Raw genomic sequence first — 26,666 nt, 5'->3', positions numbered from 1 at the left:
CTTTTTTTGTCTCGCTTGTCATTCAAGGCAAGTGAACAAAAACGAGAGCTCTCCCCCATGTCCGTAGCAGTACCTTTGCGCTTTCGCCCGGCCTTCGCCGGCTGGCGTCCGCTGTTGAGCCTGAGTCTCATGCTGAGCCTGAGTGCCAGTCCCCTCTTGATTTCCTCCAGCCAGGCTGAAGAAGCCGCCGGGCGCAGCTATCAGGTGCCGGCCGGCAGTCTCAGCGCCGCGCTGACCCGGTTCGCCGGCCTTGCGGGGGTCAATCTTTCGGTGGACCCGTCCCTGGTCGGTGGCCGCAACAGCCCTGGCCTTTCAGGGGAATATGGCGTGGAGGAGGGCTTCGCCCGGCTGTTACAGGGCTCCGGTCTGCAATTGCAGCCAGTGGGTGAGCAGGCCTATATCCTGATGCCCGCGCCGCAGGGCAGTAGCCTGCAACTGGCGCCCACCTCGATTGTCGGAGTCGGCGCTTCCTCGGGTGGCGACGTATACGCCGGCGGCCAGGTGGCGCGCCGTGGCTCACAAGGTTTGCTGGGATCGCGGGATTTCATGGAAACCCCCTTCAGCATGACCACTTACACCAGCGAAGCGGTCAAGAACCAGCAGGCGCGGACCCTGGGCGACCTGATCGCCAGCGACCCTTCGGTTCGTGCAACCAACCCGGCGGGCGGCCGCTATGAACAATTCACCATCCGCGGTTTCAGCCTGTTCAACAGTGATGTGGCCTATAACGGTCTCTACGGCGTCCTGCCGACTTACACCATCGACATGGAAATGGCCGACCGGGTGGACATCCTCAAGGGCCCGACCCAACTGATCAATGGGATATCGCCGCGGGGCAGCGTGGGCGGCGGCATCAACGTGGTGCCCAAGCGTGCGAGCGACAAGCCCATTACCTCGTTCACCGGCAGCTACGCGTCCAACAACCAGCTGGGCGGTGCCGTGGATGTTGGCCGGCGTTTTGGTGAAGACAACCAGTTCGGTATCCGCTTCAACGGCGTGAAACAGTCTGGCGACACCGAGTGGGATCACCAGAGCGTGGACCGCGAGATGGCTGTGCTGGGCCTGGATTACCGTGGCGAACGCCTGCGTCTGTCCACTGATATCGGGCACACCGAACGCGACACCGACGCGCCGCAGGAACGCGTGCAGGTTGCCGCCGCAGCACCGATCCCCCATGCCAGCGACGTACGCAGCAATTATGCGCAACCCTGGAGCAAGGCGCGCACCGAGGACACCTTCGGTACCGTAAATGCCGAATACGACGTCAGCGATTCCGTGATGCTGTATGGCGGTGTCGGCGCGCGCGAAAGTCGCCATGACTTCTTGCGGCACAATGTTCTGGTCACCAACGCCGCCGGCGATTTCACCGTGTCTCCCCGCGACTTCACCCGTGACGAGAGTGTCCAGACGGCTAACATCGGGGTACGCAACTGGTTCCATACGGGTCCGGTGAGTCACGAGGTCAACCTGGCCGCCAGCTATTTCTACATGGATTTCACCAATGGCGGCGCTCGCTATGCCAACGGTCGCAGCAACCTCTATGACCCGGTGGAAACACCGACCCCGAACGTCCCTACGCGTCCGGATCCAAAGGTCTACACCGAGAACCACTTCAGTGGCGTGGCATTGTCCGACACGCTGGGTTTCTTCGATGATCGGTTGCTGCTGACCCTCGGTGCCCGCTGGCAACGGGTCGAGGTCGACGACTGGTCGGATGGCGTCAAGGGGCCTACGGCTTACGATGAAGAAAAGGTTTCGCCATCGGGCGGTATTCTGTTCAAGGCCACCGACAAACTGTCGCTGTATGCCAATTACATGGAAGGCCTGAGCCAGGGCAAGATCGCGCCTTCGACGTCGGTCAACGAAGATCAGATCTTCCCGCCGTTCATCAGCCGTCAGGTCGAGGTCGGTGCCAAGTACGATGCTGGCCCGTTCGCGTTGACCGCCGCGTTGTTCCGAATCAAGCAGCCGGCCTACGCGACCGATGCAACGACACGTGTCTTCGGCCCGAACGGCAAGCGCGAAAACACGGGCGTGGAGCTGAGCGTCTTCGGTGAGCCACTCAAGGGCACCCGTTTGCTCGGCGGCGTGATGTACATCGACAGCGAACTGACCGATACCACCGGTGGAGCTTTCGACGGCAACCGCGCACCGGCCACGCCGAAATACAACGTCAACCTGGGCGCAGAGTGGGACGTGCCGACCCTGCAAGGCTTGACGCTGACCAGTCGCGGCATCTACTCCAGCTCGCAGTACCTGGATCAATCCAACGATAAGGAAATCGATTCCTGGTTCCGTTTCGATGTCGGCGCCCGCTACGGATTCAAGGTCGACGAAAAGAACATCACCCTGCGCGCCAACATCGAGAACGTCGCGGACAAACGCTATTGGAGTTCGGCCGGGGCCTCGGATGACAGTGAGCCGGGCTTGACCCTGTCGACACCGCGTACGTACCTGCTGTCAGCGACTATCGATTTCTAAGCGTCGTACGGCTCCAGGGATGGAGCACGCCTAGGCTCTGTACGAAAAGCCTTGATACTCGTTCATGCTGCGTTGAAAACAGCCTCGCAATGCTCATGTACTCCAGTACACTGCGCTTGCTCGGCTGTTTTCGCCTTGCCTGACCTTCGTCTCAAGACTTTTCATACAGAGCCTAGGGTCAGGCATCGCGGAACAGATCGTGGGCGTCCAGCAATCGCCAGGCGATTTCCGGGCGTTTTTCCAGGCCACGGCGAATGGCGGCCGGGATCGACTGGCGGATCTTGCGGCACAGGCCGGGTTGCGGCTGGAACTCGATGGCGATGCCGCGCATGGTCCGCACTTCGTTGTAGCCGGGTTCGATGGTCAGGCGCACCCCGAGATTCTCGTAAAGACGCTGTTGAAGCCGCTCCAGTTCGGCCAGGTCCTGGATGTTTTCCAGGCGTTCGAGCAGGCGTTTTTCTTCCTGGCGGTTCAAGCAAAGAATACGCAAATCGCCGCCGGGGGTATCCAGCAACGCATCGCGCCCGCAATCGCAGACGCCGGGCGGGCAGGGGGGGCGGATCGGGATCGACGCGGTCATGGGCTCCACAAGATCGACGACATAACGAAACCGCCCAAGCCATGGGCGGCCCAGGCAATGTGATGCCTGGCGCTACTGTGGTCAACCCCTCCCACGAGGCCACTTGTCCGCTAGCCGGCGTGGCCCGCTCGTCCGGTTTTCCTCGATCCGATCAAATTATTCAACCGCTGGAGGCCTCAAGAAGGACAGGCACGTTGCGGTTCGCTCCGGCATCGGCACGGCGACGGGCCTCGTGGCAAGCACAAGGAGATTCCCGTCGATGCAAACGAACCTGTCTACATTATCTTTGCTGGAAACGTTGTTGATGGCCCGCGGTCCGGGCGGGCAGGAACATGAAGTACGAGCCATTTGCCTGCAGGCACTCAAGCCCCATTGCGACAAGACCTGGGTCGATCCGGCCGGCAATGTGATCGGCTTGATCAACGGGACCGCCAAGGCAAGCGAAACCCGGACGCCCGTCAGAATCATGGCTCATCTGGATGAAATCGCCATGCTGGTCAAACGCATCGAACCGGATGGCACGTTGCGGGTGGTGGCGTTGGGGGGCGCCAATCCGGTCAACTTCGGCGTCTGCCCAGTGGACATCCTGGGCGACCGGGACTTCATTCCTGGCGTATTGTCGTTCGGCTCCATGCACAGCACGGGTGAAACTCACCAGGGCGCGGATGTCCTGTCCGGGAATGTGCATTGGGGGGATGTGCATGTCATCACCCGGTGTTCGCCCGAGCAATTGCGCGAGCATGGCGTGCGTCCCGGTACGCGGGTGGTGTTGAGCCAGCATTGGCGCCGGCCGTTTCGTGTGGGAGATGCCATTGCCGCGCACTTCCTCGATGACCGCGCACCCATGGCCGCCACGCTCCAGGCGGCTGCGTTGCTGGCGGGACGCCGTGAAGCGCTGGCCGGCGAAGTGTATTTTGTCTTTACCACCCAAGAGGAAGAGTCCAACGCCGGGGCTCTGTACGCCGCCAGTCATCTGCCGGGGGAAGTGACCGTGGCCGTGGAGGTCGGGCCGGTGGCGCAAGAGTACGGGACTCGACTGAGCGTCGATCCGATCATCAGCACGGGGGACCAGAACGGCTGCTACAGCCGTGAGATCGCCGACCGACTGTACCGTGCCGGCGAACGCTGCGGATTGAGCCCGCAATTTGCGTTATTGGTGGATTTTGCCAGTGACGCCAGTGCGGTCATGGGCGGCGGGATCTCGGCGCTGGGCGGTTGCATCGCGATTCCCACCGAGAATACCCATGGGTATGAACTGATCCTGGAGGGCAGCATCGAGGCTTGCGCGGCTACGCTGCTGGAGTTCCTGATCAGTCATTGAGGTTCGCGGCACATCTGACAGGAACATGGCGCCTGTGGGAACAAGGCTTGCCCGCGATAGCGGTCTTTCTATGCCGCCGATGTTGGACGGGCTGGCCTCATCGCGAGCAAGCAGAACTCCCACAGATTTGAATGGGGGCTACAGCCCAAGCTCGGACAATCCAGGATGATCATCCGGGCGGCGGCCCAGGGGCCAATGGAATTTGCGCTCGCTGGCCTGGATCGGCAGGTCGTTGATGCAGGCATAGCGGTTGCGCATCAGGCCGTTCTCGTCGAATTCCCAGTTCTCATTGCCGTAGGAGCGGAACCAGTTGCCCGAGTCGTCGTGCCATTCGTAGGCGTAGCGCACGGCGATGCGGTTGTCGGTGAAGGCCCAGAGTTCCTTGATCAGGCGATAGTCCAACTCCTTGGCCCATTTGCGCGTCAGGAACGCCTTGGCTTCCTCCCGGCCATGAACGAACTCGGCGCGGTTGCGCCATTGGGTGTCGAGGGTATAGGCCAGGGACACCCGCTGTGGATCGCGGGAGTTCCAGCCGTCTTCGGCCAGGCGGACTTTCTCGATGGCTGACTCACGGGTGAAAGGCGGCAACGGTGGGCGTACTTCGGCGGTGGACGACATGGCTAATCTCCAGTGGGTGTTGAATTGAGTTTTACAGCGGTTCAACGGGGTGCGTTTTCAGACTTCTTTTCGATCAACAACGTGTCTACCATGGCCCGGGCGTTATCGGCGGCACGGGGGTCACCCATCACCAGCGCGACAGTAATAGCGCCGTCGATCAAGATCAGTAATTGTCGGGCCAGGGCATCCGGATCTTCTGCGCCTTGTTCGACACAAAGTCGGGTGACATAGTCGAGTAACTTCTGTTTGTGCAACTTGGCCACTTGGCGTACCGGATCGCTCGGGTCGCCGGTCTCGCCGCTGGTGTTGATAAATGCGCAGCCACGAAAACCTTCACTGTCAAACCAGCCCCTGAGCACGGTGAACAGGTTCAACAGCCGTGCCCTCGGGTTCGGGGCCTTGTCGACTTCCGTGCTGAACCAGCGCATCCAACGCTCGTCCCGTCGCTTGAGGGCGGCCACGATCAGGTCGTCCTTGTTGGCGAAATAGCGATAGATGCTCTTCCTGGAGACGCCGGCGGTCTTGACCAGAAGGTCCATGCCAGTGGCGGCGATGCCACTTTTATAGATCAACTTTTCGGCGACATCGAGGATGATGTCTCGTGTTTCATTACTGATGATTTCGTTCATGGCGAAACAGTAGAACGATCGTTCTCCTTGGTCAAGTTTTATTTTTGTGGGCACTCTGTTTGCCGACGGTGGCTCCAAAACCCGCTCATCATGGTGTAAGCTCATCGGCTCTTCGGACCGACCTTTTGCGAGTCTTAATGCCGTCGCTCTTCAAACGCACCCTGCTGCCAAAATTGCGCAGCTTCGCACTGACCGCCGATGCCGTGACCATCCTCGATGGCGCCGCCGAGTTCCGCCGTTGCCTGCTGGAGAAAATCGCCCAGGCCACGCAGCGTATCTACATCGTCGCCCTGTACTTGCAACAGGACGAGGCGGGCCAGGAAATCCTCGATGCCTTGCATGCTGCCAAAGCCGCTCGACCGGAACTGGACGTGGTCGTGGTGGTGGACTGGTTGCGGGCCCAGCGTGGGCTGATTGGTGCCAAGAAACAGCCGGGCAACTCGGCGTGGTACCAGGAGCAGACGCGTCTGCACGCCAGCGAAGTGCCGATCTACGGCGTACCGGTGCAAACCCGCGAGCTGTTCGGCGTGTTGCATTTGAAAGGCTTCGTGATCGACGACTGTGTGCTCTATAGCGGCGCCAGCCTCAATAACGTCTATCTGCACAAGTTCGAGAAATACCGCTACGACCGCTATCACTTGCTGCAGAACGCTGCGTTGGCCGACTCCATGCATCATCTGGTGGAGCATGGCCTGGTGGCCTCCAAGGCTGTCCATCGCCTGGACCTGCCGAACCCGCCCAGCACCCGCAGCTTGCGCAAGGACATCGGCGACTTGCGCAGCCGCCTCAAGTACGCGGCCTATGACACCACGGCCGGTAGCCTCGACAAGAGTGGGTTATCGGTGAGCCCGCTGCTGGGCGTCGGCAAGAACAACCCGTTGAGCCGTGTCATCATTGAATTGATCGCCAGCAGTCGCCAGCAACTGACGATCTGCACCCCGTATTTCAACCTGCCGCTGGCCGTGACCCGCGAGCTCAACCGTGCCCTGGCGCGCGGGGTGAAAATCGACATCATCGTGGGCGACAAGACCGCCAACGACTTTTTCATCCCACCGAGCGAGCCGTTCAAGATCATCGCGGCGCTGCCATATCTCTACGAAATCAGCTTGCGGCGCTTCGCCAAGCGGCATCAGCGCTACATCGACAGCGGCCAGTTGAACCTGCACCTGTGGCGTGACGGCGACAACAGCTATCACCTCAAGGGCATGTGGGTCGACGAGCGCTACACCTTGCTGACCGGCAACAACCTCAACCCGCGTGCCTTTCGTCTCGACCTGGAAAACGCCTTGCTGCTGGACGATCCCAAGGGTGAGTTGCTGGCGCCACGCCGGGCCGAGCTTGAGCAGATCTACCGACACACCCATCGGATAGAACGCTACCTGGACCTGGAAACCCTGCCGGACTACCCGGCAGCTGTGGCCAAGTTCCTGAAACGGGTCAGCCGGGTACGGATAGAACGGCTGCTTTACCGGATCCTGTGAATACTGGCGCCATGTCCGAGAAAGACACCATCTCTGTCCAGTTGGTGCGCGAAGCGCTGCTGCAGAGCTGCGCCCCCGGTCCGGCGACGGATGAGGTCTTGAGCAAGGTCGGCATCGCTCCGGCGCTGCTCGCCGATCCCCAGGCGCGTGTCCCGGCCCATGCCTACGCACGGCTCTGGCGTTCGCTGGCCCGACGCACCGACGACGAGTTTTTTGGCATGGACCCGCGCAAGCTCAAGTCCGGAAGCCTGGCGTTTTTCTGCCAGTGCGCCATGGCCCAGCCGACGCTGGCGGCCGGATTGACGGTAGGGCTGGGTTTTCTGTCGTTGATGCTCGAACACTTGCCGGCGCAGTGGGTCCGCCAGCAGAGCCTGGCGGAAATCGTTCTGCTGGAAGACAACCGGGAACCCCGTCGGGCTTTCACGTATTTCACCTATTGGATGATCGTCCATGGGGTGGCCTGCTGGTTGGCCGGACGGCGCATTCCTATTCTGTCTATCGAGTTGCGCTGTAGCGAACCGGATTTTTGTGACGACTACCGGGTGATGTTTTCCCAGAACCTGCGCTTTGGCCGGCCCCGTACGCGAATGATCCTCGCGGCCGATTGCCTGGACCTTCCCATCCGGCGCAACGCCGATGAACTCAAGCGTTTCCTCGCCCAGGCCCCGGCCAATATCCTGGTCAAATACCGCAACCCGCAAAGCCTGGCCAGCCGCATCCGCCACGATCTGCGGCAACTGCCCGCCCAACAATGGCCGGAGACCGAGGCCCTGGCCCAGCAGCTGTGCGTTTCCGCTTCGACCCTGCGCCGACGCCTGGCGGACGAGGGGCAGACGTACCAGGGGCTCAAGGACAGTGTGCGCAAGGAACTGGCGATTGCCTGGCTGGCCGAGCCTGCCGTCAGTTTCGTCGAAATTGCCTCGCGACTCGGGTTCGCCGATGCAAGCTCGTTCTACAAGGCCTTTCGCAAGTGGTCGGGCTCCAATCCGGGACATTATCGGAGCCTGATTCTCAACGAACCTGATTGACCCGCTCGCCGCGCTTTTTTCATCCGTCCCCCTTGTCTCTTTTCCCTCATAAAACCGTCATTTTTGTTTGATATAAGCCTCTGCAGGCGCTGGAAAAGCCAGATCATCAGGCAGAGTAGTGTATGCGAGCGACCGTTTCAGGTAGCGGCGATGTCGGTTTGAAAACCGTTTCCAATCCTGCTGTTGGTCAAGGTCCACAAGGACCGGACCTATGAAAATACTGGTCACCGGCGTGGCAGGTTTCATTGGTTTCCATACGGCCAGGCGGCTGTGTCATGACGGTCATCAGGTCATCGGCCTCGATAACCTCAACGGCTACTACAGCGTTGAGTTGAAACAGGCCCGACTGTCGGAGTTGGCTGTCCATGACCATTTTCGTTTTCGATTACTGGATGTGGCCGACAAACAAGCGCTGCTGGATCTGTTTGCCGAAGACGCCTTCGACTGTGTCGTGCATCTGGCCGCCCAGGCCGGGGTGCGCCATTCCCTCGACAACCCCGATATTTATGCGCAAAGCAATCTGGTGGGGTTTCTCAATGTGCTGGAAGCCTGCCGCGCCCACAGGCCTGAGCATCTGATTTTCGCTTCGAGCAGCTCCGTGTACGGGTTGAATGAACGTATGCCGTATGCGACGACTGACTCCGTCGACCAACCGGTTTCCTTCTATGCCGCCACCAAGCGCGCCAATGAGCTGATGGCCCACGCTTATTCCCATCTTTATGGGATTCCCACCACCGGCCTGCGTTTTTTCACGGTGTATGGACCTTGGGGGCGGCCTGACATGGCCCCGTTCAAGTTCACAGAGGCGATTCTTGGTGGCCGTGCCATTGATCTCTATAACGAGGGCGCGATGTCTCGCGATTTCACCTACATCGATGACATCGTCGAGGGGCTGGTGCGCTTGATACCGCTGCCGCCCACCAATGGCGCCGGGGTACCGAACAAGGTCTACAACATCGGCTTCGGTTCTCCGGTGAAGCTTCTGCAATTTGTCGAATGCCTCGAAGAGGCGTTGGGCATGCGTGCGATTAAAAATTTCCTGCCGTTGCAATCGGGCGATGTGGTTGACACCTGGGCGGACACACGCGAACTGGAAGAGCGGGTGGGGTTTCGCCCGCAGGTCGCGGTGCCCGTCGGTGTGCAGTCATTTGTCGATTGGTACCGCAGTTATTACGGCGTCTAGCCTCCGATTCTTACTGGAATGTCATGCACGAAACCCCTTATGTGTCGGTCCTGATTCCGGCCAAAAACGAAGCAGGCAACCTTGTTCCACTGTTGGAGGAAGTTCGTACGGCGCTGGCCGACGAGGCCTTCGAAGTCATCGTGGTCGACGATGGCAGCACCGACGCCACCGCCGCTGAACTGCGCGCGCTGCAGGGCAATGGTTACCGCCAGTTGCGGGTGCTCAGTCATGCCCGCTCCCTGGGTCAAAGCACATCGGTTTTCCATGCCGCCGAAGTGGCGCGCGGACATTGGTTGGCGACCCTCGATGGCGACGGCCAGAACGATCCGGCGGATCTTCCGAAAATGCTCGAACGGGTGCGCGGTTCCGAGGGCAAGCCTGGTGGCGTCAAGCTGGTGGCGGGACATCGGGTCAACCGTCGTGACCCGGCGAGCAAACGTTGGGCCTCGCGATGGGCCAACAAACTGCGCGCCAGCCTGCTGAAAGACCAGACGCCTGACACCGGCTGCGGGATCAAACTGATCGAGCGCGAGGCGTTCCTGCGTCTGCCGTACTTCGATCACATGCATCGCTTCATTCCCGCGCTGATCCGTCGCCACAACGGGCGGATGCTGGTCCAACCGGTGAACCATCGTGAGCGCGGGGCAGGGGTATCCAAATATGGGAACCTCGACCGGGCGCTGGTGGGCATTCTCGATCTGTTCGGGGTGTGGTGGTTGATCAAACGCACCCGTCTTGACGTCAACGCACAGGAAACCGAGGTCTGACATGGGCAGAGAATCGTTATGGCTGGTGGTCGGCTTCGGCGGGCAATTGGCGTTCACCGGGCGTTTCGCCTTGCAGTGGCTGTACAGCGAATACAAGAAACGCAGCCTGATTCCCGTTGGGTTCTGGTACTTGAGCATCGTTGGCAGCGCACTGCTGCTGGCGTACGCGATTTACCGTCAGGACCCGGTATTCATTGTCGGCCAGTCTTTCGGTTTCATCGTCTACCTGCGCAACCTGCAATTGATTGCCAGGCATCAAGAGCGCGACAGCGGCGAACTGGGTAACAAGGGCTGACCGGGTGCGAATACGACTGTCTTCCTCGCGGCGGGAGCTGCTTGCGCTGGTGCTGTTGGCGTTGGTCATGGTGGGAGCCGGCCTGGGCTGGCGCCAGCCGATGAACGTCGATGAAGAGCGTTTCCTCGGCGTTGCCCTGGAAATGCTGCAGAACGGTTCATGGTTCATTCCCCATCGTGCCGGCGAAATCTATGCGGACAAGCCGCCGCTGTTCATGTGGGCCGTCGCGCTGTTCGTGCAACTGACCCACTGGCCGAAAGTGGCCCTGTACTTGCCGGCCTTGCTGGCCGGGGCCGTGACGACGGCCTGCCTGTATGACCTGAGCCGACGGTTATGGGGACGGCGGATCGGGGTGATCGCCGCGCTGCTGTTCCTGGCGACCTACCAGACCTACAGCATCCTGCGAACCGGGCAGATCGACGGGTTCCTGGCCCTTTGGACGGTACTCGGGATCTATGGCTTATGCCGCCATCTGTTGCTCGGTCCCGCCTGGCGTTGGTATTACCTGGCGTGCGCGGCGATGGGCTTCGGGATCATCAGCAAGGGGGTGGGCTTTCTGCCGGCGCTGATGTTGATTCCCTACGCCTATGCGGTACGCAAAGGCTGGAGGGGCGTGGTGCCGATGCCCGGCAAGGCAGTCGCCTGGTGGCTGGGACTGCTGGTGGCATTGGCCGCCATCGCGGTATGGCTCGGGCCGTTGCTGGTGGTCGTCTGGCAAGGCGGCACCGACAGCCTGGCCTACATCCAGGAAATCCTGTTCAAACAAACCGCCGGCCGTTATGCCAGCGCCTGGGAGCACCGCGAACCGTTCTGGTATTTCTTCGCCCAGGTGATCCCCAAGTACTGGTTACCGATCTTTTTGTGGCTGCCCTGGTTGGTACCGGCCTGGCGCAAGCAATTGCTCAAGCACGACGGGCGGGTACTGGTGCTGCTTGGCTGGGTGGTACTGGTGCTGCTGTTTTTCAGCCTCAGCAGTGGCAAGCGCAAGTTGTACATCTTTCCCGCAGTGCCGGCCTTGGTCCTGCTGGTGGCGCCGCTCATTCCCTGGTTGCTGCGCCGTTGGTTCAGCCAGCGCCCGAGGGGGCGAACGGTGGTCACTGTCCTGACGGCGCTGTGGCTGGGTGCCTGGTGCGCACGCGGCTTCATCGAGCCCCACAAAGAAGGCATCAACCCCCACGAAACGATCATGGGCGAGGTGGCGCGACTGACCGGCAATGCCGATCTGGTGCTGGTGAGCTGGCGCGAAGGACACTGGTTGTTCGCTCGGCAACCCATTGTGCATTTTGGCTTCCATAGCAATCAGTCCCTGGAACAATCGGCTCTGTGGCTGCGCAGCCATCCCCAGGCCCATGCTCTGGTACCGGCGCGGGAGCTGGCGCGTTGTTACGACCCGCAAAAGGCGCGCCGCGTCGGCGAAACCTCAAGGGCCGAGTGGTTCCTGGTCGGGGCCGATGCGGATAACCGGCAGTGCCAGCCTTCAGCACCGGACAAGGTCTATACCTTCGCCTGGCGGCAGCCTTTGCCGTAGCCGGCACCGGCACCTCGCTGTGGGAGCAAGGCTTGCCCGCGATAACTGCGGTACATTCGACATGAATGCAAGCCGGTCCACCGCTATCGCGAGCAAGCTCAGCTCCCACAAGCTGCCTCACTGACAACGCAACACTCCAACCATGGCCAAACCAGTCAAGCAACTTGATGGCTTTGACCATTGCCGCCCAAGCCCTTCGGCGCGAGTATTTCCCTGCTGTTTACGGTTCCCCCACCAATAAAAAGTACAGAGGGATTCTGGTCATGCGCGATTACTCGTCCGCCACGTCGCAGTTCGATTACCAGCACACTGTCAACGCCGCGCTGTACGGCTCGCTCGAGGCGATGAACGCCTGTGTCGAGTGTTGCGACCGGCACGCCCTGCCTGGCCGTATCGCCCTGTTCTGGGAGGGCCGCGATGGCAGCGATGCGACCTGGACCTACCGTGACTTGCAGGACAACGCGGCACGTTTCGCCAATTTTCTCCTGGCCCAGGGCGTAGGGAAGGGCGACAAGGTCGCCGGGCTGCTGCCGCGCACCGCTGAATTGCTGATCGTGGTGCTCGCCACCTGGCGTATCGGGGCGGTGTACCAGCCGCTGTTCACTGCCTTCGGCCCCAAGGCTATCGAGCATCGTCTTGGCAGCTCCGGGGCACGTATCGTCGTCACTGACGCGGTCAACCGCCCCAAGCTCGACGAAGTCGCCGGTTGCCCGACCATTGTCACGGTGGGCGGCGCCAAAGGGCAGGGGATCGTGCGAGGCGACTTCAGCTTCTGGGCGGAAGTGGCTAACCACCCCCGCCTCTGTGAACCGGTCATGCTCACCGGTGAAGACCCCTTCCTGCTGATGTTCACTTCCGGCACCACCGGGCCGGCCAAGGCGCTGTCGGTGCCGCTCAAGGCCATCGTCGCGTTCCAGAGCTACACCCGCGACGCCGTTGACCTGCGTCCGGAAGACGCCTTCTGGAACGTCGCCGACCCGGGCTGGGCCTATGGCATCTATTTCGGCGTGACCGGCCCCCTGGCCATGGGGCATCCGATTACCTTCTACGACGGCCCGTTCACCCTGGAAAGCACTTGCCGGGTGATCAATAAATACGGCATTACCAACCTGACGGGCTCACCCACGGCCTACCGCCTGTTGATTGCCGGAGGCGAACAATTCGCCCGGTCGATCAAAGGCAAGTTGCGCATCGTCAGCAGCGCCGGCGAGCCGTTGAACCCAGAGGTGATCCGCTGGTTCGCCGACAATCTCGACGTAGTGATTCACGACCATTACGGCCAGACCGAATTGGGCATGGTGCTGTGCAACCACCACGGGCTCGATCATCCGGTTCATCTCGGCGCGGCCGGTTTCGCCTCGCCGGGCCACAGGATCGTGGTGTTGGATGAAAACCAACGGGAATTGGGCGTGGGGCAACCGGGCATTCTCGCCATCGACCGCCGCCAGTCCCCCATGTGCTGGTTCGCCGGCTACGAGGGCGGCCCCACCAAGGCGTTCGTCGGTGATTACTATCTGAGCGGTGATACCGTCGAGCTCAACCCTGACGGCAGCATCAGCTTCGTCGGTCGAAGTGATGACGTGATCACCACTTCCGGCTATCGCGTCGGCCCGTTCGACGTGGAAAGCGCCCTGATCGAGCACCCGGCGGTGGTCGAAGCGGCGGTGGTCGGCAAGCCTGACCCGGAGCGTACCGAGCTGGTGAAAGCCTTTGTGGTGCTCAGCGCCCAATACCGCGCCGCGCCGGAACTGGCCGAAGAGCTGCGCCAGCATGTGCGCAAGCGCCTGGCAGCCCATGCCTATCCCCGTGAAATCGAATTTGTCAGCGACTTGCCCAAAACCCCCAGCGGCAAATTGCAGCGCTTTATCTTGCGCAACCAGGAAATCGCCAAGGCTCAAGAGGCCGCGGCGCAGAACGTTTCAGCGTGAACCCAAGGAATCCATGATGCAGATCGACAACAAGATTTTCCTCGTCAGCGGCGGCGCGTCCGGCCTGGGCGCGGCCACCGGCGAGATGCTGGTCAAGGCTGGCGCCAAGGTAATGCTGGTGGACCTCAACGCCGAAGCCGTGGCCGCCCAGGCGCAAAAACTGGGCTGCCGGAGCGTGGTGGCGGACATCAGTAACGAGGCGGCGGCCGAAGCGGCGGTCAAGGCCACCGTCGACGCCTTTGGCGGCTTGAACGGACTGGTGAACTGCGCGGGCATTGTGCGCGGCGAGAAGATCCTTGGCAAAAACGGTCCGCATGCCTTGGCAAGTTTCAGCCAAGTGATCAACGTCAACCTGATCGGCAGCTTCAACCTGATGCGCCTCGCGGCGGCGGCCATTGCCGAGACCGAAGCCAATGACGACGGTGAGCGTGGGGTGATTATCAACACCGCTTCGGTCGCCGCGTTCGATGGTCAGATCGGCCAGGCGGCCTATTCGGCCTCCAAGGGGGCCATTGCCAGCCTGACCTTGCCGGCGGCTCGGGAACTGGCCCGCTTCGGTATCCGTGTGATGACCATCGCCCCGGGAATTTTCGAAACCCCGATGATGGCCGGCATGACGCCCGAGGTGCGCGATTCCCTGGCCGCCGGCGTGCCGTTCCCGCCGCGTCTGGGCAAGCCTGCCGAGTATGCGGCGTTGGCCCGGCATATCATTGAAAACAGCATGCTCAACGGCGAGGTGATCCGTCTCGACGGTGCCTTGCGCATGGCCGCCAAATGAAGGAGGACTTAGCCATGTCCAACGATCCGATTGTCATCGTCAGCGCCGTCCGCACCCCCATGGGTGGCTTTCAGGGCGAACTCAAGAGTCTTACGGCCCCACAATTGGGGGCTGCCGCCATCAAGGCTGCGGTAGAGCGCGCCGGCATCGGCGCCGATGCCGTTGAAGAAGTCCTGTTCGGTTGCGTGCTCGCGGCCGGCCAGGGCCAGGCCCCGGCGCGTCAGGCTGCGCTGGGCGCCGGGCTCGACAAGTCGACCCGTTGCACCACGCTCAACAAGATGTGCGGCTCGGGCATGGAAGCGGCGATCCTGGCCCATGACATGCTCGTCGCCGGCAGCGCTGACGTGGTGGTGGCCGGCGGCATGGAGAGCATGTCCAACGCGCCGTACCTGCTCGATCGCGCCCGCAGCGGCCTGCGCATGGGCCACGGCAAGGTGCTCGATCATATGTTCCTCGATGGCCTGGAGGATGCCTATGACAAGGGGCGCCTGATGGGGACCTTCGCCGAGGACTGCGCCGAAGCCAACGGCTTCAGTCGCGAGGCCCAAGACGCGTTCGCCATCGCCTCCACCACCCGTGCCCAGCAAGCGATCAAGGACGGCAGCTTCGATGCCGAGATCGTGCCGTTGCAGGTCATGGTCGGCAAGGAACAGGTGACCATACGCCACGACGAACAGCCGCCCAAGGCGCGGATCGACAAGATCGCCACCCTCAAACCGGCATTTCGTGAGGGCGGTACGGTGACGGCGGCCAATGCCAGTTCCATTTCCGACGGCGCCGCCGCGCTGGTGCTGATGCGCCAGAGCCAGGCCGTACAACGCGGTTTGAAGCCCTTGGCGGTGATTCACGGCCATGCGGCATTTGCCGACACACCAAGCCTGTTTCCTACGGCGCCTGTCGGCGCAGTGAAAAAATTGATGCAGAAAACCGGTTGGTCGCTGGATCAGGTGGACCTGTTCGAAGTCAACGAAGCCTTTGCCGTGGTCGGATTGGTGACCATGGGCAAGCTTGAGATTCCCCACGACAAGGTCAACATCCACGGCGGCGCGTGCGCCTTGGGCCACCCGATTGGCGCATCCGGTGCACGGATCCTGGTGACGCTGCTCTCGGCCCTGCGCCAAAAAGGCCTCAAGCGTGGTGTCGCGGCGATTTGCATCGGCGGCGGCGAAGCCACGGCCATGGCTGTCGAATGCCTGTATTAAGGAATCACCATGCTCCCGACTGAAGAACAAACCCAAATCCGTGACATGGCCCGGGACTTTGCCCAGGAACGCCTGAAACCGTTCGCCGCTGAGTGGGATCGCGAGCATCGTTTCCCCAGGGAGGCCATTGCCGAAATGGGTGAGCTGGGCTTTTTCGGCATGCTCGTGCCGGAGCAGTGGGGCGGTTGCGACACCGGTTACCTGGCCTATGCCATGACCCTGGAAGAAATCGCCGCCGGCGATGGTGCGTGCTCGACCATCATGAGCGTGCACAACTCGGTGGGCTGCGTGCCGATCCTGAAGTTTGGCAACGATGAGCAAAAGGAACGGTTCCTCACCCCCCTGGCCAGTGGGGCGATGCTCGGTGCGTTCGCCCTCACTGAGCCCCAGGCCGGCTCGGACGCCAGCAGCCTCAAGACACGGGCGCGCCTGGAAGGTGATCATTACGTGCTCAACGGCAGCAAGCAGTTCATCACCTCGGGGCAGAATGCCGGGGTGGTGATCGTGTTCGCGGTGACCGATCCGAGCGCCGGCAAGCGCGGTATCAGCGCGTTCATCGTGCCTACCGATTCGCCGGGCTACAGCGTGGCGCGGGTCGAGGACAAACTTGGGCAGCACGCCTCCGATACGTGCCAGATCCTTTTCGAGGACGTGAAGGTGCCGGTGGCCAATCGGTTGGGCGAGGAGGGCGAAGGTTACCGGATCGCCCTGGCCAACCTGGAAGGAGGACGTGTCGGCATCGCGGCGCAATCGGTGGGCATGGCCCGTGCTGCGTTCGAGGCCGCTCGGGACTATGCCCGCGAACGGCAGAGTTTCGGCAAACCGATCATCGAACATCAGGCCGTGGCGTTCCGGTTGGCGGACATGGCGACCCAGATCGCCGTGGCGCGGCAGATGGTCCATCACGCCGCCATCCTGCGGGACAACGACCAACCGGCGCTGGTGGAGGCGTCCATGGCCAAGCTGTTCGCCTCGGAAATGGCCGAGAAAGTCTGCTCCATGGCGTTGCAAACCCTGGGCGGATACGGTTATCTCAACGACTTCCCGCTGGAACGCATCTACCGCGATGTGCGGGTCTGCCAGATCTATGAAGGCACCAGCGACATTCAGCGCATGGTCATTTCGCGCAATCTTTGAACAGGAGTGCTGCATGAATTACGAAACGATTTTGTTGGAGATCAAAGACCGTGTCGGCCTGATCACCCTCAACCGTCCCCAGGCACTGAATGCCTTGAACGCGCAGATCGTCAGCGAACTGAACCATGCGCTGGACAGCCTGGAAGCCGACCCGAAAATCGGCTGCATTGTATTGACGGGTTCGAAGAAAGCCTTCGCCGCCGGTGCGGATATCAAGGAAATGGCTGAGCTGACCTATCCGCAGATTTATCTGGATGACCTGTTCAGCGACAGCGATCGGGTGGCGAATCGCCGCAAGCCCATTATTGCGGCCGTGAACGGCTTCGCCCTGGGCGGCGGCTGCGAACTGGCGCTGATGTGCGACTTCATTCTGGCCGGTGACAACGCCAGGTTCGGTCAGCCGGAAGTCAACCTGGGCGTGCTGCCCGGCATGGGTGGTACCCAGCGGCTGACCCGTGCGGTGGGCAAGGCCAAGGCCATGGAAATGTGCCTGACCGGGCGTTTCATCGACGCGGTGGAGGCCGAACGTTGCGGCATCGTGGCGCGGATCGTACCGACGGATGAACTGCTGGACGACGCCTTGAAAACCGCCGCGCTGATCGCCTCCAAGTCGGTGCCGATCGGCATGATGGTCAAGGAAAGCGTCAACCGGGCGTTTGAAGTGAGCCTGTCCGAAGGTGTTCGTTTCGAACGTCGAGTATTCCACGCGGCGTTCGCCACGCAGGATCAGAAGGAAGGCATGGCAGCGTTCGTCGCCAAGCGTTCACCGGAGTTCCAGGACAAGTAACGCGTCGACCTGGCTGACGCTATCGCGAGCAAGCCCGCTCCCACACAGCCGGATGTCGTATGCAATGGTTGCGTACAACCCGGATCCCTGTGGGAGCGAGCCTGCTCGCGATGCTTTTCAAGCCCTCACACCAGGTAGTGTTTGAGTTCCCGGGCGATGACCATCCGCTGTATCTCGCTCGACCCTTCGTAGATCTGGGTGATCCGTGCATCGCGGTAGTAGCGCTCCACCGGGTAATCCTCCAGGTAGCCGTACCCGCCGTGAATCTGGATGGCGGAGGAGCAAACTTTCTCGGCCATTTCCGAGGCGAACAGCTTGGCCTGGGACGCTTCCGACAGGCAGGGCTTGCCGGCGCTGCGTAACCGGGCGGCGTGAAGGACCAGCAGGCGGGTCGCGTTCAGGCGGGTGTGCATGTCGGCCAGCAGATTGGCAATGCTCTGATGTTCGATGATGGCCTTGTCGAACTGCACCCGATCCCGCGCATAGCCCAGGGCCGCTTCGAACGCCGCTCGGGCGATACCCAGGGCCTGGGCTGCGATGCCGATGCGACCGCCTTCGAGGTTGGAGAGGGCGATTGCGAGGCCTTTGCCTCGGGCGCCCAGCAGATTGGCTTCAGGCACCGTGCAATTGTTCAGGGTCACCGCGCAGGTGTCCGAGGCCCGAATGCCCATCTTGTGCTCGGTGCGATCCACGATGAAGCCCGGCGTATCGGTTGGTACCAGGAACGCCGAGATGCCTTTTTTGCCCAGGTCAGGGTCTGTCACGGCAAACACGATCGCCAGTTTCGCCCGCTTGCCGTTGCTGACGAACTGCTTGGCGCCGTTGATGACCCATTGGCCGTCCCGCAGTTCGGCGCGGGTGCGCAAGTTGTGGGCCTCGGAGCCCGCCTGGGGCTCGGTCAGGCAGAAGCAGCCAATGGCCTGGCCGCTCGCCAGCTCGGCGAGCCAGGTCTGCTTCTGCTCATCGGTCCCGTAGTTGAGCACCGGTCCGCAACCCACCGAGTTATGGATGCTCATCAGTGCCCCAAGCGCGCCATCGCCCGCGGAAATTTCTTCCACCGCCAGCGCATAGGCTACGTAGTCCACGTAGGTGCCGCCCCATTCTTCGGGCACCACCATGCCCAGCAGGCCCAATTCGCCCATCTTCGTCACGACACCGTCGTCGATCCAGCCGGCCTTTTCCCACGCCTGTGCGTGGGGCGCGATTTCGCCGCAGGCAAAATCCCTGGCCATGTCGCGGATCATCACTTGTTCGTCAGTCAGTTCGAGATCGTGCATGGAGTCAGTTCCCAAGGTCGTCGAAACCGTCGAAGAAACTCGCTACGTGCCCAGCGTCCAGCGCTTCCAAGGTCGGCGGGTTCCAGCGCGGTTTTTTGTCTTTATCGATCAGCAGCGCGCGCACGCCCTCGATCAGGTCGCCACGCTCGAACCATTGGCGGTCCAGGTGCAACTCCAGAGCAAAGCAGTTTTCCAGGCTCAAATTCCGGCCGCGCCGCAACATCTCCAGGGTCACGGCCATGGCCAAGGGGGAGCGGGACTCCAGCAGGTCCGCGGTTTCCAGGGCCCATTCATGGCTGTCGGCGACTGTCACCTGACGCAGTTGCTCGACCATGCTCGGTACGTCGGGCAAGGCAAAAAAATGATCGATGGCCGGGCGCAGTGCGTCGAGGGGAGGGGCCGGCAGTTGCTGCACGGCAAGCTTGGCCAACAGGCTTTGCAGGTCCTTGAGCGGCGTATCGCTCCACTCCAGTCGGTCCAGGCGTTCATCGAGTTGCAGGCGCTTGTGGCTTTCCAGGTACCAGTCGGCCAGTCCACAGTACAACGCATCGGCAGCGCGTATCTGGACTCCGCAGACGCCCAGATAGGTGCCCAGCTCGCCGGGAATGCGCGGCAGGAAATAACTGCCGCCCACGTCCGGGAAATAGCCGATGCCGGTTTCCGGCATGCCCAGACGGCTGCGTTCGGTAACGATCCGCAAGTCTGCGCCCTGCACCAGCCCCATGCCGCCGCCCAGGACGAAACCGTCCATCAGAGCGACGATGGGTTTACGGTAGTGATGGATCGTCAGGTCGAGGGCGTATTCCTCGACGAAAAAGTCTTCATGCAGGGTCTCGCCCTGTTTGAAGCTGTCGTAGAGCGAACGTATATCGCCACCGGCGCAGAACGCCTTCTCGCCGGCGCCGCGCAAGACCACCGCATGGATGCGCGGATCGAGAGCCCAAGTGTCGAGCTGTCGCTGCAAGCAGCGCACCATGTCCAGGGTCAGGGCATTAAGGCCGGCGGGGCGGTTCAGGGTCAGATGGCCGATGTGGTTTCGAACCTCGACCAACACATCGCAGGTCGCGATCTGGACGCTTCCTACGGGTTGTGATGAAACCTGAGCAGTCATCGCTAACTCCCTGCTTTTATTCTTCTTTATGAATTGTGTTCGCGCGTACCCGGTCTGGATCGTAACAGTGCAAATTTGCATTGCACAACTGGCATACGTGCAGGTCCTTTCTGCATATTTATAGCAGTCACAGGATCATCTGCGACCTGACAGCACCTCTGCGATGCTGCGACGCTTGGCATGTCGTTCACTGGCATGGATCAATTGTTCGAGATCTTCGGGGGTTACGTCGAAAAATGCTTCCATTTCCTCAAGAGCGCGTTTCAAGTCTTCGGCGGTGATGGCCTGGCTGTCGACAGGAGGGTGATCGGCTGGAATGACGGCGACCGGCTCGGCGGCTCGCTTCGGATAGCGCACCCGCGTCAGATTGTTGTAGGCCAAGGCACTGGCGAGCAGGGCCGAACCGGCCAGCATGGCGGCTGCGACACCCTGCCAGTCCAAGGCAATGATGGACGGGTCGGCCAACACCATGGTCGCGGCCAAGGCGCCTGCTGGCGGATGTACGCAGCGCAACCAGCACATCAGCACCAGCGCCATACCCGCTGCCAGACAGGCACTGCCCAGCGTACGGCCCAGCACATGAGCGACCAAAAGCGCCACGACCGATGCGCAGAGGTAACCGCCAAAAATCGACCAGGGCTGGGCCAGGGCGCCCGAAGACACGGCAAACAACAGCACCGCCGAGGCACCCAGGGGGCCAATCAAATGTTGAGCCACTTCCAGACCGTAGACCTGGCTGCAGAGCCAGACACTGAACATCGTTCCGAGCGCCATGCCGATGGCGGCGCGGCTCCATTCGGTGGGACGGGTATTGATAGCAGCGGGGATCCAGCGAGCAAGCATTCAGCAAAATCCAAAAAACGAACAAAAAAAGGGGCTTACGGGAAGATCCCAGAAAGCCCTTTAAGTGTTCCAACAGTTGGGGGTGAGGAACGATGTACAGTCTGCCGTTCAGCCCCCTCACTTACAAATTCATATTAATGCTGTTCTAGTGCATTTATTTTGAGCTAAAGAGACGTTCATGCACTGCGAGGCATTTGAAAATGTACGGGGGGTGCGACAGGCAAGTCGCAGGATTGGCCGCGCCCCATTGGGAAGTAGGTAAAACCTTTGCTGTTCATACGCTCCGGGTCGTACAGGTTGCGACCATCAAAGATGACCGGGACTTTGAGCCGCTGGTGGATCAAATCAAAGTCCGGCGCCTTGAAGGGTTGCCACTCGGTGCAGATGATCAGCGCATCGGCGCCTGGCAAGACCGATTCCGGGGTACCCATCAGCATGAGTTTCGCCTCGTTGGGGTACAACTGCTGGGTCTGCTGCATCGCCTCGGGGTCAAAAGCGCGAACACTGGCGCCAGCCGCCCACAGCGCTTCAAGGAGTGCGCGGCTGGGCGCATCGCGCATATCGTCGGTATTGGGTTTGAAGGCCAGGCCCCACAGTGCGAAGGTCTTGCCGCGCAAATCGCCCTTGTAGTAAGCCTTGATGCGCTCGAACAGCTTGTGTTTCTGCCGCCCGTTGATGGCTTCCACAGCTTGCAGCAGGTCGCTGGCGCAGTGGGCTTGCTCGGCACTGTGGATCAGGGCGCGCATGTCCTTGGGAAAACACGAGCCGCCGTAACCGCAGCCGGGGTAGATGAAGTGGTAGCCAATGCGCGAATCGGCACCGATGCCCAGGCGTACGGACTCGATATCGGCGCCCAGGTGTTCGGCCAGCTCGGCGATCTGGTTGATGAAGCTGATCTTGGTCGCCAACATGGCGTTGGCGGCGTATTTGGTCAGTTCGGCGCTGCGCAGGTCCATGAACAGCACACGCTCGTGGTTACGGTTGAACGGTGCATACAGGTCACGCATGGTTTCCCGGACTTCCTCGCGCTCGCAGCCGATCACGATCCGGTCCGGGCGCCGGCAATCGGCGACGGCGGAGCCTTCCTTGAGAAACTCAGGGTTGGACACGATATCGAACTGCAACAAGCGCCCGGCCTTGATCAGGCATTTATTGATGTGTGCGTGCAAGGCGTCGCCGGTGCCCACTGGCACGGTGGATTTTTCCACCACGATGACCGGCTGCTCGCGGTAGCGTGCGACGGCTTCGCCGACTGACATGACCTGGGACAGGTCGGCCGAGCCATCCTCCCTGGAAGGCGTGCCGACCGCGATGAACAGCACTTGGCCGTGTTGTACGGCAAGCTTTTCGTCACTGGTGAAATGCAAGCGTCCGGCCTCGAGCCCCTCGCGCACAAGCGCCCCAAGGCCTGGCTCATAAATGCTGACCTGACCCTGGCGCAGGCTTTCGACCTTGCGCTCATCGATGTCCATGCAAATGACGTCGTGGCCCACTTCGGCCAATACGGCGGCCTGCACCAAGCCGACGTAACCACTTCCGAAGACACTGATTCTCATAGCGGACTCCCTGGCCATCCGAGCGGACGAAGATGCACAGCCAGCCGTCGGGCAGTGCGTTCTTCTCAGCGTATGTCCGGGATATTGCAATTCACTTACAGCGGGAAGTCGCTGTGCGGAACAGAGGGAAAAGGCAGGCGGGTGCCGTTGAGCAACAGGTCAGTTTGAATCCAATCGGTAGGCGACAGGCAATCGCGCAACGAACTCACCCACCACATCCCGGGTGAGGCTGACGATGTCTTCCACCCGTTCCATGCCCGCGCCGGTGCGCCAGCTGGCGACGATGTCCATCACCGAGGGCAGCGGCACGCCGTCGACCAGTTTCAGAGTGCCTTGGGCCAGTTCGCCCTGGACCAGCGCCGCGGGCATGGCGCCGATGCCGAATCCGTCGCGAACCAGGCGCGTGATGGCCGATGCCGAGTTCACGCAGTTGATGCGTGGCGAAACGATGTTCGCCGAATGCAACAGGTTGAGGATGTCCTGATGCGGCCGCGAATTGCGCGAGAAGGTGACGATGCGTTCCTGGGACAGCTCATCCAGCGATGCGTAAGGGCGATCATAGACAGAGCCGGTGCGCACCACCCAATGCATCGGGTATCGGGTCAGCAGGGCATTGCGCACGCTGTCCAGGCGCAGGATGTCGGTCTGGAAAATGATGTCCTGGTAGCCTTTCTCCAATTGTGAGCACAGGTTGCTCGCCGTGTCGGCCGACAATTCGATTTCCAGGGCCGGATAGCACTCCATCAGGCGTGTCACCAGGGGGCTGATCCAGGTATGGATCACCGTATCCATGGCGCCGATACGGATCCGGCCGCGGACCTGGCGCGGATCCTTGATCACGGCTTTCATGCTTTGCATGGTGTCCATGATGCGCTCGGCGTATTCCAGCACCCGCTGCCCTTCGGACGTCAGCGACACACCTTTGGAGTCGCGCACGAACAGGCGCACGCCCATTTCGTCTTCCAGGGCCGCGATGCGGCTGGAAATGGAGGCCTGGGTGGTGAACAGTTTTTCCGCCGTGAGCCGGAAACTTTTCAGGCGAGCGACCCAGACGAAGGTTTCCAGAAACTTGATGTTCATTGGGGACGCTCCCGAGGGACAGATGGGCCATGAGCCGGTTAAAGCATGCCGGCCCTCACATAGTGGATCACGGGTTGAAGCTCGGTGACATCCGGTACATTGCTCAGCGCCGCCTGAGGATCGCACCATGGATAGTCCAGCCCGGAAACCCAGGCCATTATCACAGGCAGATCGGCCGTTGGCAGGATTTCCATGTGCTCGATCGTGATCGTCAGGCCCTCGACCCGCTTCGATTCAGGTTCGAACTGCCAGTCGTACAGGCCACAACCGACACGGACCTCGCCGCTGTTTTTGTCCGACATCGCCACCAGCCATTTGCACTGGAACGCCTTGGCATCCGCGGGCGGCGGAGCTCCCAGGCAAAACGTATAGACGTTTTCGAAGGTCTGGCCAAAGCGCCTGACCAGGACCTCGCCGATGGCCTCGCGACCTTCCACATGCCCCGGAAACGAAATGGCGCCGGTGCGCACCACCATGTCCAGGGTAGCCTCGGTCGTGAAAGCCTGGTCGAGCAGGTGAGGGCGGTTGCCGTCCTTGGCGTCGATGTAGCGTTGGATCGATAGCCGGGCTGTGTTCATTGCCAGTCCACATCAGGTTGTTCGTCGTGCTTACAACGCACTGTTCCACAAGTCCGTCACCAGCATGCACCCCGGTGCATGGGTGATGCACAGCGGTGGACGAGACGCCTGGACCACCGATTGCGGTGTCACGCCACAGGCCCAGAATACCGGGATCTCGTCCGCTTCGACCGGCACGGCGTCGCCATAGTCCGGCCGGTCCAGAGATTCGATGCCGATCAGCGTCGGGTCGCCGATATGCACCGGGGCACCATGGACGTTGGGCATGCGACCAGTGATCTGGATGGCCTGGATGGCGGCAGCGGCCTTCATCGGACGCATGCTCACGACCATTTTGCCGGCCAGCCGGGCGGTGGGGCGCGTGTCGATGTTGGTGCGGAACATGGCGACATTGCGGCCCAGCTCGATATGCCGCAGATGAATGCCGGCTTCCAGCAACGGTTGTTCGAAGGAGAACGAGCAACCGAGGGCGAAGGCGACCATGTCGTCCTGCCACAAGTGTTCGATATCCAGGGGTTCCTCGCTCAGTTCACCGTGACGGAAGACCCGGTAGCGGGGCACGTCATGGCGGATATCGATGGCGCTGCCCAGGTTACGGAAATACGGGTCCCCGGGTTCGGTCACGTCCAATATCGGGCAGGCCTGGCGGTTGAGGGTGCAGTAGCGCAGGAATTCGTCGGCCCAATCGCCGGGCAGAATCACGATGTTGGCTTGCACCCGGCCCGGACCCAGTCCGCTGGTATGCCCCTGGTAATGGCCGGCGGCGATGCTCTGGCGAAGGGCTGGTGGTTCGTATTGCTGCAGTTGCTCGAAGGTGGGGGCTGGCTGAGTCATCGAAGTGGCTCCTGTTCTTGTTGGATTTTTACCCTAAAAGTCCGCGATGGTGGCGTCCAACAAGGAATGTTGGTGCGTGCGACAAGTAAAAGTTATCGCCACGGCGTGGTCGCCAGCGACTGCACTCCGGATCAGAGTCCACGGCGCATCAGATTTTCTTATGGCCGATCCGGTTTTTTTCCCGTTTGACGCTTCCGGATCGCGAAATCAAGAATTCGCACCACGACGTCGCTGATGGCGTCCGTGTCCCCACGACAACGTCTTCACACAACAATAAACGAGGCGCACGCAAAGCCCCCCCGAAAGGGTTCGCTCGCGTCGATAAAAGGAGCACGCATGCGATATTTCAACCCCATCCAACCGGTCTATACCCCACTTGGCGCGGCATTGGGCTTGAGCTTGATTGGATTACCCAGCGCCCATGCCGATTTCATCGCCGACAGCAAAGGCAGCCTGGAAGCACGCAACTTCTATTTCAATCGCGACTTTCGCCAGACGGGCGCGCGGGACAAGGCCGAAGAGTGGGCGCAGGGTTTCCTGTTGCGGATGGAGTCGGGATACACCGCCGGCACCATCGGCTTCGGCCTGGACGCCCTGGCCATGGCCGGCTTCAAGCTGGACTCCGGGGGCGGCACGTCGGGCACCAATCTGCTGCCGGCGGATTTGTCCGGGGGGGCTCAAGACCGCTACGGGGAGGTGGGTCTGACCGCCAAGATGCGCCTGTCCAACAGCACCCTCAAGCTGGGCACGCTGCAAATCAAGGACCCGGTGGTCAACTCCAACGACACCCGCCTGTTACCGGGAACGTTCAAGGGCGGCCAGGTGAACGTGCAGGAAATCGACCGGCTGAAACTGACCGGCGGGCAGCTCACCCAGATCAATTTCGTCGACTCCACCGATTACCAGGACATGACCGCCAACCGCATTGGCGGTACCAGCGACAAGTTCCAGTTCGCCGGAGCGGACTATCAATTCCTGCCGAATTTCACGGCGCAATACCGTTACGGGAAGCTGGAAGATATCTACCAGCAGAACTACCTCGGGTTCGTGCATACCCTGGACCTGGGCGACGGCCAGACCCTCAAGAGTGACGTGCGCTACTCGCGCAGCACAGAGGACGGCAATTTCCGCGACCTCGACAACCAGGCGTTCGGTGCCTTGTTCACCTACAGCCTCGGTGGACACGCCCTGGGCCTGGGCTATCAGCGCATGAGCGGTGACGATCCGTTCCCGTATATCAGCCGCAGTGACCCGTACCTGGTGAACTTTGTGCAGATCGGCGACTTCGCTAATGTCGATGAACGCTCCTGGCAAGCCCGTTATGACTACAACTTTGCTGCGCTCGGCATACCGGGACTGACGTTCATGACGCGCTACATTTCAGGCGACAACGTGCAACGTGCCGCGCCTGGCGAAGGCAAGGAATGGGAGCGCAACACGGACATTGCCTATGTCGTACAGGACGGCACGTTCAAGGGGCTGGGCCTGAAATGGCGCAACGCCTCGGTCCGCTCGAATTTTGGTAATGATCTGGATGAGAACCGCTTGATCGTCAGCTATACGATGTCGCTTTGGTAACCCTCGATGCCCTGATGGCGCTGCTGCGTGAGCGGCGCTATTGCATTTTATGAAAGGGTGGATTGC

At 61.3% G+C, this 26,666-nt stretch carries 24 protein-coding genes; 14 read left to right on the top strand and 10 right to left on the bottom strand.

The window, feature by feature from the left end; all coding sequences use genetic code 11:
- Positions 1 to 57: 57 nt before the first annotated feature.
- Entirely contained in the window at positions 58 to 2,481 is a 2,424-nt protein-coding gene (locus LCU97_RS06275; RefSeq protein WP_232775894.1) for a TonB-dependent receptor, read from the top strand.
- A 178-nt stretch (positions 2,482 to 2,659) separates the two neighbouring features.
- On the opposite strand, the gene LCU97_RS06270 is transcribed toward LCU97_RS06275, so the two are convergent.
- Positions 2,660 to 3,061: a hypothetical protein gene (locus tag LCU97_RS06270; RefSeq protein ID WP_232775893.1), complete on the bottom strand. Its 402-nt coding sequence runs from the start codon at positions 3,059 to 3,061 to the stop codon at positions 2,660 to 2,662.
- Positions 3,062 to 3,320: 259 nt separating this feature from the next.
- On the opposite strand from LCU97_RS06270, the gene LCU97_RS06265 reads away from it, so the two are divergent.
- On the top strand, positions 3,321 to 4,382 hold the full coding sequence (locus LCU97_RS06265; RefSeq protein WP_232775892.1) for a zinc-binding metallopeptidase family protein: 1,062 nt from the start codon (positions 3,321 to 3,323) through the stop codon (positions 4,380 to 4,382).
- A 138-nt stretch (positions 4,383 to 4,520) separates the two neighbouring features.
- Here LCU97_RS06265 and LCU97_RS06260 read toward each other — a convergent pair whose 3' ends face one another.
- Together LCU97_RS06260 and LCU97_RS06255 are read right to left on the bottom strand one after the other, a co-directional pair.
- Positions 4,521 to 5,000, bottom strand: coding sequence for a nuclear transport factor 2 family protein (locus LCU97_RS06260; protein WP_232775891.1), 480 nt, complete (start codon positions 4,998 to 5,000; stop codon positions 4,521 to 4,523).
- A gap of 41 nt (positions 5,001 to 5,041) precedes the next feature.
- Positions 5,042 to 5,629, bottom strand: a complete 588-nt coding sequence (locus LCU97_RS06255; RefSeq protein ID WP_232775890.1) for a TetR/AcrR family transcriptional regulator — start codon at positions 5,627 to 5,629, stop codon at positions 5,042 to 5,044.
- 137 nt (positions 5,630 to 5,766) lie between these two features.
- Here LCU97_RS06255 and pssA point away from each other — a divergent pair, with 137 nt between their 5' ends.
- The 11 genes from pssA to LCU97_RS06200 all read left to right on the top strand — a co-directional run bounded on the left by pssA (position 5,767) and on the right by LCU97_RS06200 (position 17,743).
- On the top strand, positions 5,767 to 7,110 hold the full coding sequence (gene pssA, locus LCU97_RS06250; protein ID WP_053156744.1) for a CDP-diacylglycerol--serine O-phosphatidyltransferase: 1,344 nt from the start codon (positions 5,767 to 5,769) through the stop codon (positions 7,108 to 7,110).
- Between the two features lie 11 nt (positions 7,111 to 7,121).
- A complete protein-coding gene (locus LCU97_RS06245) occupies positions 7,122 to 8,138 on the top strand; it encodes an AraC family transcriptional regulator (RefSeq protein ID WP_053156741.1) in 1,017 nt (338 codons plus the stop codon).
- A 211-nt stretch (positions 8,139 to 8,349) separates the two neighbouring features.
- On the top strand, positions 8,350 to 9,321 hold the full coding sequence (locus LCU97_RS06240) for an NAD-dependent epimerase/dehydratase family protein (RefSeq protein ID WP_053156738.1): 972 nt from the start codon (positions 8,350 to 8,352) through the stop codon (positions 9,319 to 9,321).
- 23 nt (positions 9,322 to 9,344) lie between these two features.
- Positions 9,345 to 10,088 (top strand): glycosyltransferase family 2 protein, encoded by a 744-nt coding sequence (locus tag LCU97_RS06235; protein WP_053156736.1) that lies wholly within the window; start codon positions 9,345 to 9,347, stop codon positions 10,086 to 10,088.
- 1 nt (position 10,089) lies between these two features.
- Positions 10,090 to 10,383: a lipid-A-disaccharide synthase N-terminal domain-containing protein gene (locus LCU97_RS06230; protein ID WP_232775889.1), complete on the top strand. Its 294-nt coding sequence runs from the start codon at positions 10,090 to 10,092 to the stop codon at positions 10,381 to 10,383.
- 67 nt (positions 10,384 to 10,450) lie between these two features.
- Entirely contained in the window at positions 10,451 to 11,911 is a 1,461-nt protein-coding gene (locus tag LCU97_RS06225) for an ArnT family glycosyltransferase (protein ID WP_232775936.1), read from the top strand.
- A gap of 263 nt (positions 11,912 to 12,174) precedes the next feature.
- On the top strand, positions 12,175 to 13,839 hold the full coding sequence (locus LCU97_RS06220; RefSeq protein ID WP_232775888.1) for an AMP-binding protein: 1,665 nt from the start codon (positions 12,175 to 12,177) through the stop codon (positions 13,837 to 13,839).
- Between the two features lie 16 nt (positions 13,840 to 13,855).
- Positions 13,856 to 14,617 carry an SDR family NAD(P)-dependent oxidoreductase gene (locus LCU97_RS06215; protein WP_232775935.1) on the top strand — a complete coding sequence of 254 codons (762 nt, stop codon included), beginning with the start codon at positions 13,856 to 13,858 and terminating at the stop codon, positions 14,615 to 14,617.
- A 14-nt stretch (positions 14,618 to 14,631) separates the two neighbouring features.
- Positions 14,632 to 15,819 carry an acetyl-CoA C-acyltransferase gene (locus LCU97_RS06210; RefSeq protein WP_232775887.1) on the top strand — a complete coding sequence of 396 codons (1,188 nt, stop codon included), beginning with the start codon at positions 14,632 to 14,634 and terminating at the stop codon, positions 15,817 to 15,819.
- 9 nt (positions 15,820 to 15,828) lie between these two features.
- Entirely contained in the window at positions 15,829 to 16,956 is a 1,128-nt protein-coding gene (locus tag LCU97_RS06205) for an acyl-CoA dehydrogenase (RefSeq protein WP_232775886.1), read from the top strand.
- A gap of 13 nt (positions 16,957 to 16,969) precedes the next feature.
- On the top strand, positions 16,970 to 17,743 hold the full coding sequence (locus tag LCU97_RS06200) for an enoyl-CoA hydratase (RefSeq protein ID WP_232775885.1): 774 nt from the start codon (positions 16,970 to 16,972) through the stop codon (positions 17,741 to 17,743).
- Between the two features lie 125 nt (positions 17,744 to 17,868).
- On the opposite strand, the gene LCU97_RS06195 is transcribed toward LCU97_RS06200, so the two are convergent.
- From LCU97_RS06195 to LCU97_RS06165, 7 genes are all read right to left on the bottom strand, one after another.
- Positions 17,869 to 19,020 carry an acyl-CoA dehydrogenase family protein gene (locus LCU97_RS06195; protein WP_232775884.1) on the bottom strand — a complete coding sequence of 384 codons (1,152 nt, stop codon included), beginning with the start codon at positions 19,018 to 19,020 and terminating at the stop codon, positions 17,869 to 17,871.
- A gap of 4 nt (positions 19,021 to 19,024) precedes the next feature.
- Complete coding sequence (locus tag LCU97_RS06190) at positions 19,025 to 20,131, bottom strand: enoyl-CoA hydratase/isomerase family protein (protein WP_232775883.1); 1,107 nt, start codon at positions 20,129 to 20,131, stop codon at positions 19,025 to 19,027.
- A 135-nt stretch (positions 20,132 to 20,266) separates the two neighbouring features.
- A complete protein-coding gene (locus LCU97_RS06185; protein WP_232775882.1) occupies positions 20,267 to 20,974 on the bottom strand; it encodes an HPP family protein in 708 nt (235 codons plus the stop codon).
- A 176-nt stretch (positions 20,975 to 21,150) separates the two neighbouring features.
- Positions 21,151 to 22,530, bottom strand: coding sequence for a UDP-glucose dehydrogenase family protein (locus LCU97_RS06180; protein WP_053156705.1), 1,380 nt, complete (start codon positions 22,528 to 22,530; stop codon positions 21,151 to 21,153).
- A gap of 159 nt (positions 22,531 to 22,689) precedes the next feature.
- On the bottom strand, positions 22,690 to 23,610 hold the full coding sequence (locus LCU97_RS06175) for a LysR family transcriptional regulator (protein WP_232775881.1): 921 nt from the start codon (positions 23,608 to 23,610) through the stop codon (positions 22,690 to 22,692).
- A gap of 38 nt (positions 23,611 to 23,648) precedes the next feature.
- Positions 23,649 to 24,188, bottom strand: coding sequence for a hypothetical protein (locus LCU97_RS06170; protein ID WP_232775880.1), 540 nt, complete (start codon positions 24,186 to 24,188; stop codon positions 23,649 to 23,651).
- Between the two features lie 30 nt (positions 24,189 to 24,218).
- Entirely contained in the window at positions 24,219 to 25,022 is an 804-nt protein-coding gene (locus tag LCU97_RS06165; RefSeq protein WP_232775879.1) for a putative hydro-lyase, read from the bottom strand.
- Positions 25,023 to 25,358: 336 nt separating this feature from the next.
- Between LCU97_RS06165 and LCU97_RS06160 the strand changes: the two genes are divergently transcribed.
- Positions 25,359 to 26,600 carry an OprD family porin gene (locus LCU97_RS06160; protein ID WP_232775878.1) on the top strand — a complete coding sequence of 414 codons (1,242 nt, stop codon included), beginning with the start codon at positions 25,359 to 25,361 and terminating at the stop codon, positions 26,598 to 26,600.
- The last annotated feature ends 66 nt before the right edge of the window (positions 26,601 to 26,666 follow it).

It is taken from the genome of Pseudomonas uvaldensis (assembly GCF_021271205.1).
GTDB lineage: Bacteria > Pseudomonadota > Gammaproteobacteria > Pseudomonadales > Pseudomonadaceae > Aquipseudomonas > Aquipseudomonas uvaldensis.
The sequence above is the reverse complement of the archived record's forward strand: the minus strand, read 5'-3'. Positions and strand labels throughout refer to the sequence as shown.

Bases quoted from the DNA above. Each gene is read 5' to 3' on its own strand.
- LCU97_RS06200 (WP_232775885.1), top strand. From the start codon at position 16,970: ATGAATTACGAAACGATTTTGTTGGAGATCAAAGACCGTGTCGGCCTG.
- LCU97_RS06180 (WP_053156705.1), bottom strand. From the start codon at position 22,530: ATGAGAATCAGTGTCTTCGGAAGTGGTTACGTCGGCTTGGTGCAGGCC.
- LCU97_RS06210 (WP_232775887.1), top strand. From the start codon at position 14,632: ATGTCCAACGATCCGATTGTCATCGTCAGCGCCGTCCGCACCCCCATG.
- LCU97_RS06195 (WP_232775884.1), bottom strand. From the start codon at position 19,020: ATGCACGATCTCGAACTGACTGACGAACAAGTGATGATCCGCGACATG.
- LCU97_RS06215 (WP_232775935.1), top strand. From the start codon at position 13,856: ATGCAGATCGACAACAAGATTTTCCTCGTCAGCGGCGGCGCGTCCGGC.
- LCU97_RS06240 (WP_053156738.1), top strand. From the start codon at position 8,350: ATGAAAATACTGGTCACCGGCGTGGCAGGTTTCATTGGTTTCCATACG.
- LCU97_RS06235 (WP_053156736.1), top strand. From the start codon at position 9,345: ATGCACGAAACCCCTTATGTGTCGGTCCTGATTCCGGCCAAAAACGAA.
- LCU97_RS06230 (WP_232775889.1), top strand. From the start codon at position 10,090: ATGGGCAGAGAATCGTTATGGCTGGTGGTCGGCTTCGGCGGGCAATTG.
- LCU97_RS06275 (WP_232775894.1), top strand. From the start codon at position 58: ATGTCCGTAGCAGTACCTTTGCGCTTTCGCCCGGCCTTCGCCGGCTGG.
- LCU97_RS06255 (WP_232775890.1), bottom strand. From the start codon at position 5,629: ATGAACGAAATCATCAGTAATGAAACACGAGACATCATCCTCGATGTC.
- LCU97_RS06170 (WP_232775880.1), bottom strand. From the start codon at position 24,188: ATGAACACAGCCCGGCTATCGATCCAACGCTACATCGACGCCAAGGAC.
- LCU97_RS06270 (WP_232775893.1), bottom strand. From the start codon at position 3,061: ATGACCGCGTCGATCCCGATCCGCCCCCCCTGCCCGCCCGGCGTCTGC.
- LCU97_RS06175 (WP_232775881.1), bottom strand. From the start codon at position 23,610: ATGAACATCAAGTTTCTGGAAACCTTCGTCTGGGTCGCTCGCCTGAAA.
- LCU97_RS06220 (WP_232775888.1), top strand. From the start codon at position 12,175: ATGCGCGATTACTCGTCCGCCACGTCGCAGTTCGATTACCAGCACACT.
- LCU97_RS06245 (WP_053156741.1), top strand. From the start codon at position 7,122: ATGTCCGAGAAAGACACCATCTCTGTCCAGTTGGTGCGCGAAGCGCTG.
- LCU97_RS06260 (WP_232775891.1), bottom strand. From the start codon at position 5,000: ATGTCGTCCACCGCCGAAGTACGCCCACCGTTGCCGCCTTTCACCCGT.
- pssA (WP_053156744.1), top strand. From the start codon at position 5,767: ATGCCGTCGCTCTTCAAACGCACCCTGCTGCCAAAATTGCGCAGCTTC.
- LCU97_RS06225 (WP_232775936.1), top strand. From the start codon at position 10,451: ATGGTGGGAGCCGGCCTGGGCTGGCGCCAGCCGATGAACGTCGATGAA.
- LCU97_RS06185 (WP_232775882.1), bottom strand. From the start codon at position 20,974: ATGCTTGCTCGCTGGATCCCCGCTGCTATCAATACCCGTCCCACCGAA.
- LCU97_RS06165 (WP_232775879.1), bottom strand. From the start codon at position 25,022: ATGACTCAGCCAGCCCCCACCTTCGAGCAACTGCAGCAATACGAACCA.
- LCU97_RS06205 (WP_232775886.1), top strand. From the start codon at position 15,829: ATGCTCCCGACTGAAGAACAAACCCAAATCCGTGACATGGCCCGGGAC.
- LCU97_RS06190 (WP_232775883.1), bottom strand. From the start codon at position 20,131: ATGACTGCTCAGGTTTCATCACAACCCGTAGGAAGCGTCCAGATCGCG.
- LCU97_RS06265 (WP_232775892.1), top strand. From the start codon at position 3,321: ATGCAAACGAACCTGTCTACATTATCTTTGCTGGAAACGTTGTTGATG.
- LCU97_RS06160 (WP_232775878.1), top strand. From the start codon at position 25,359: ATGCGATATTTCAACCCCATCCAACCGGTCTATACCCCACTTGGCGCG.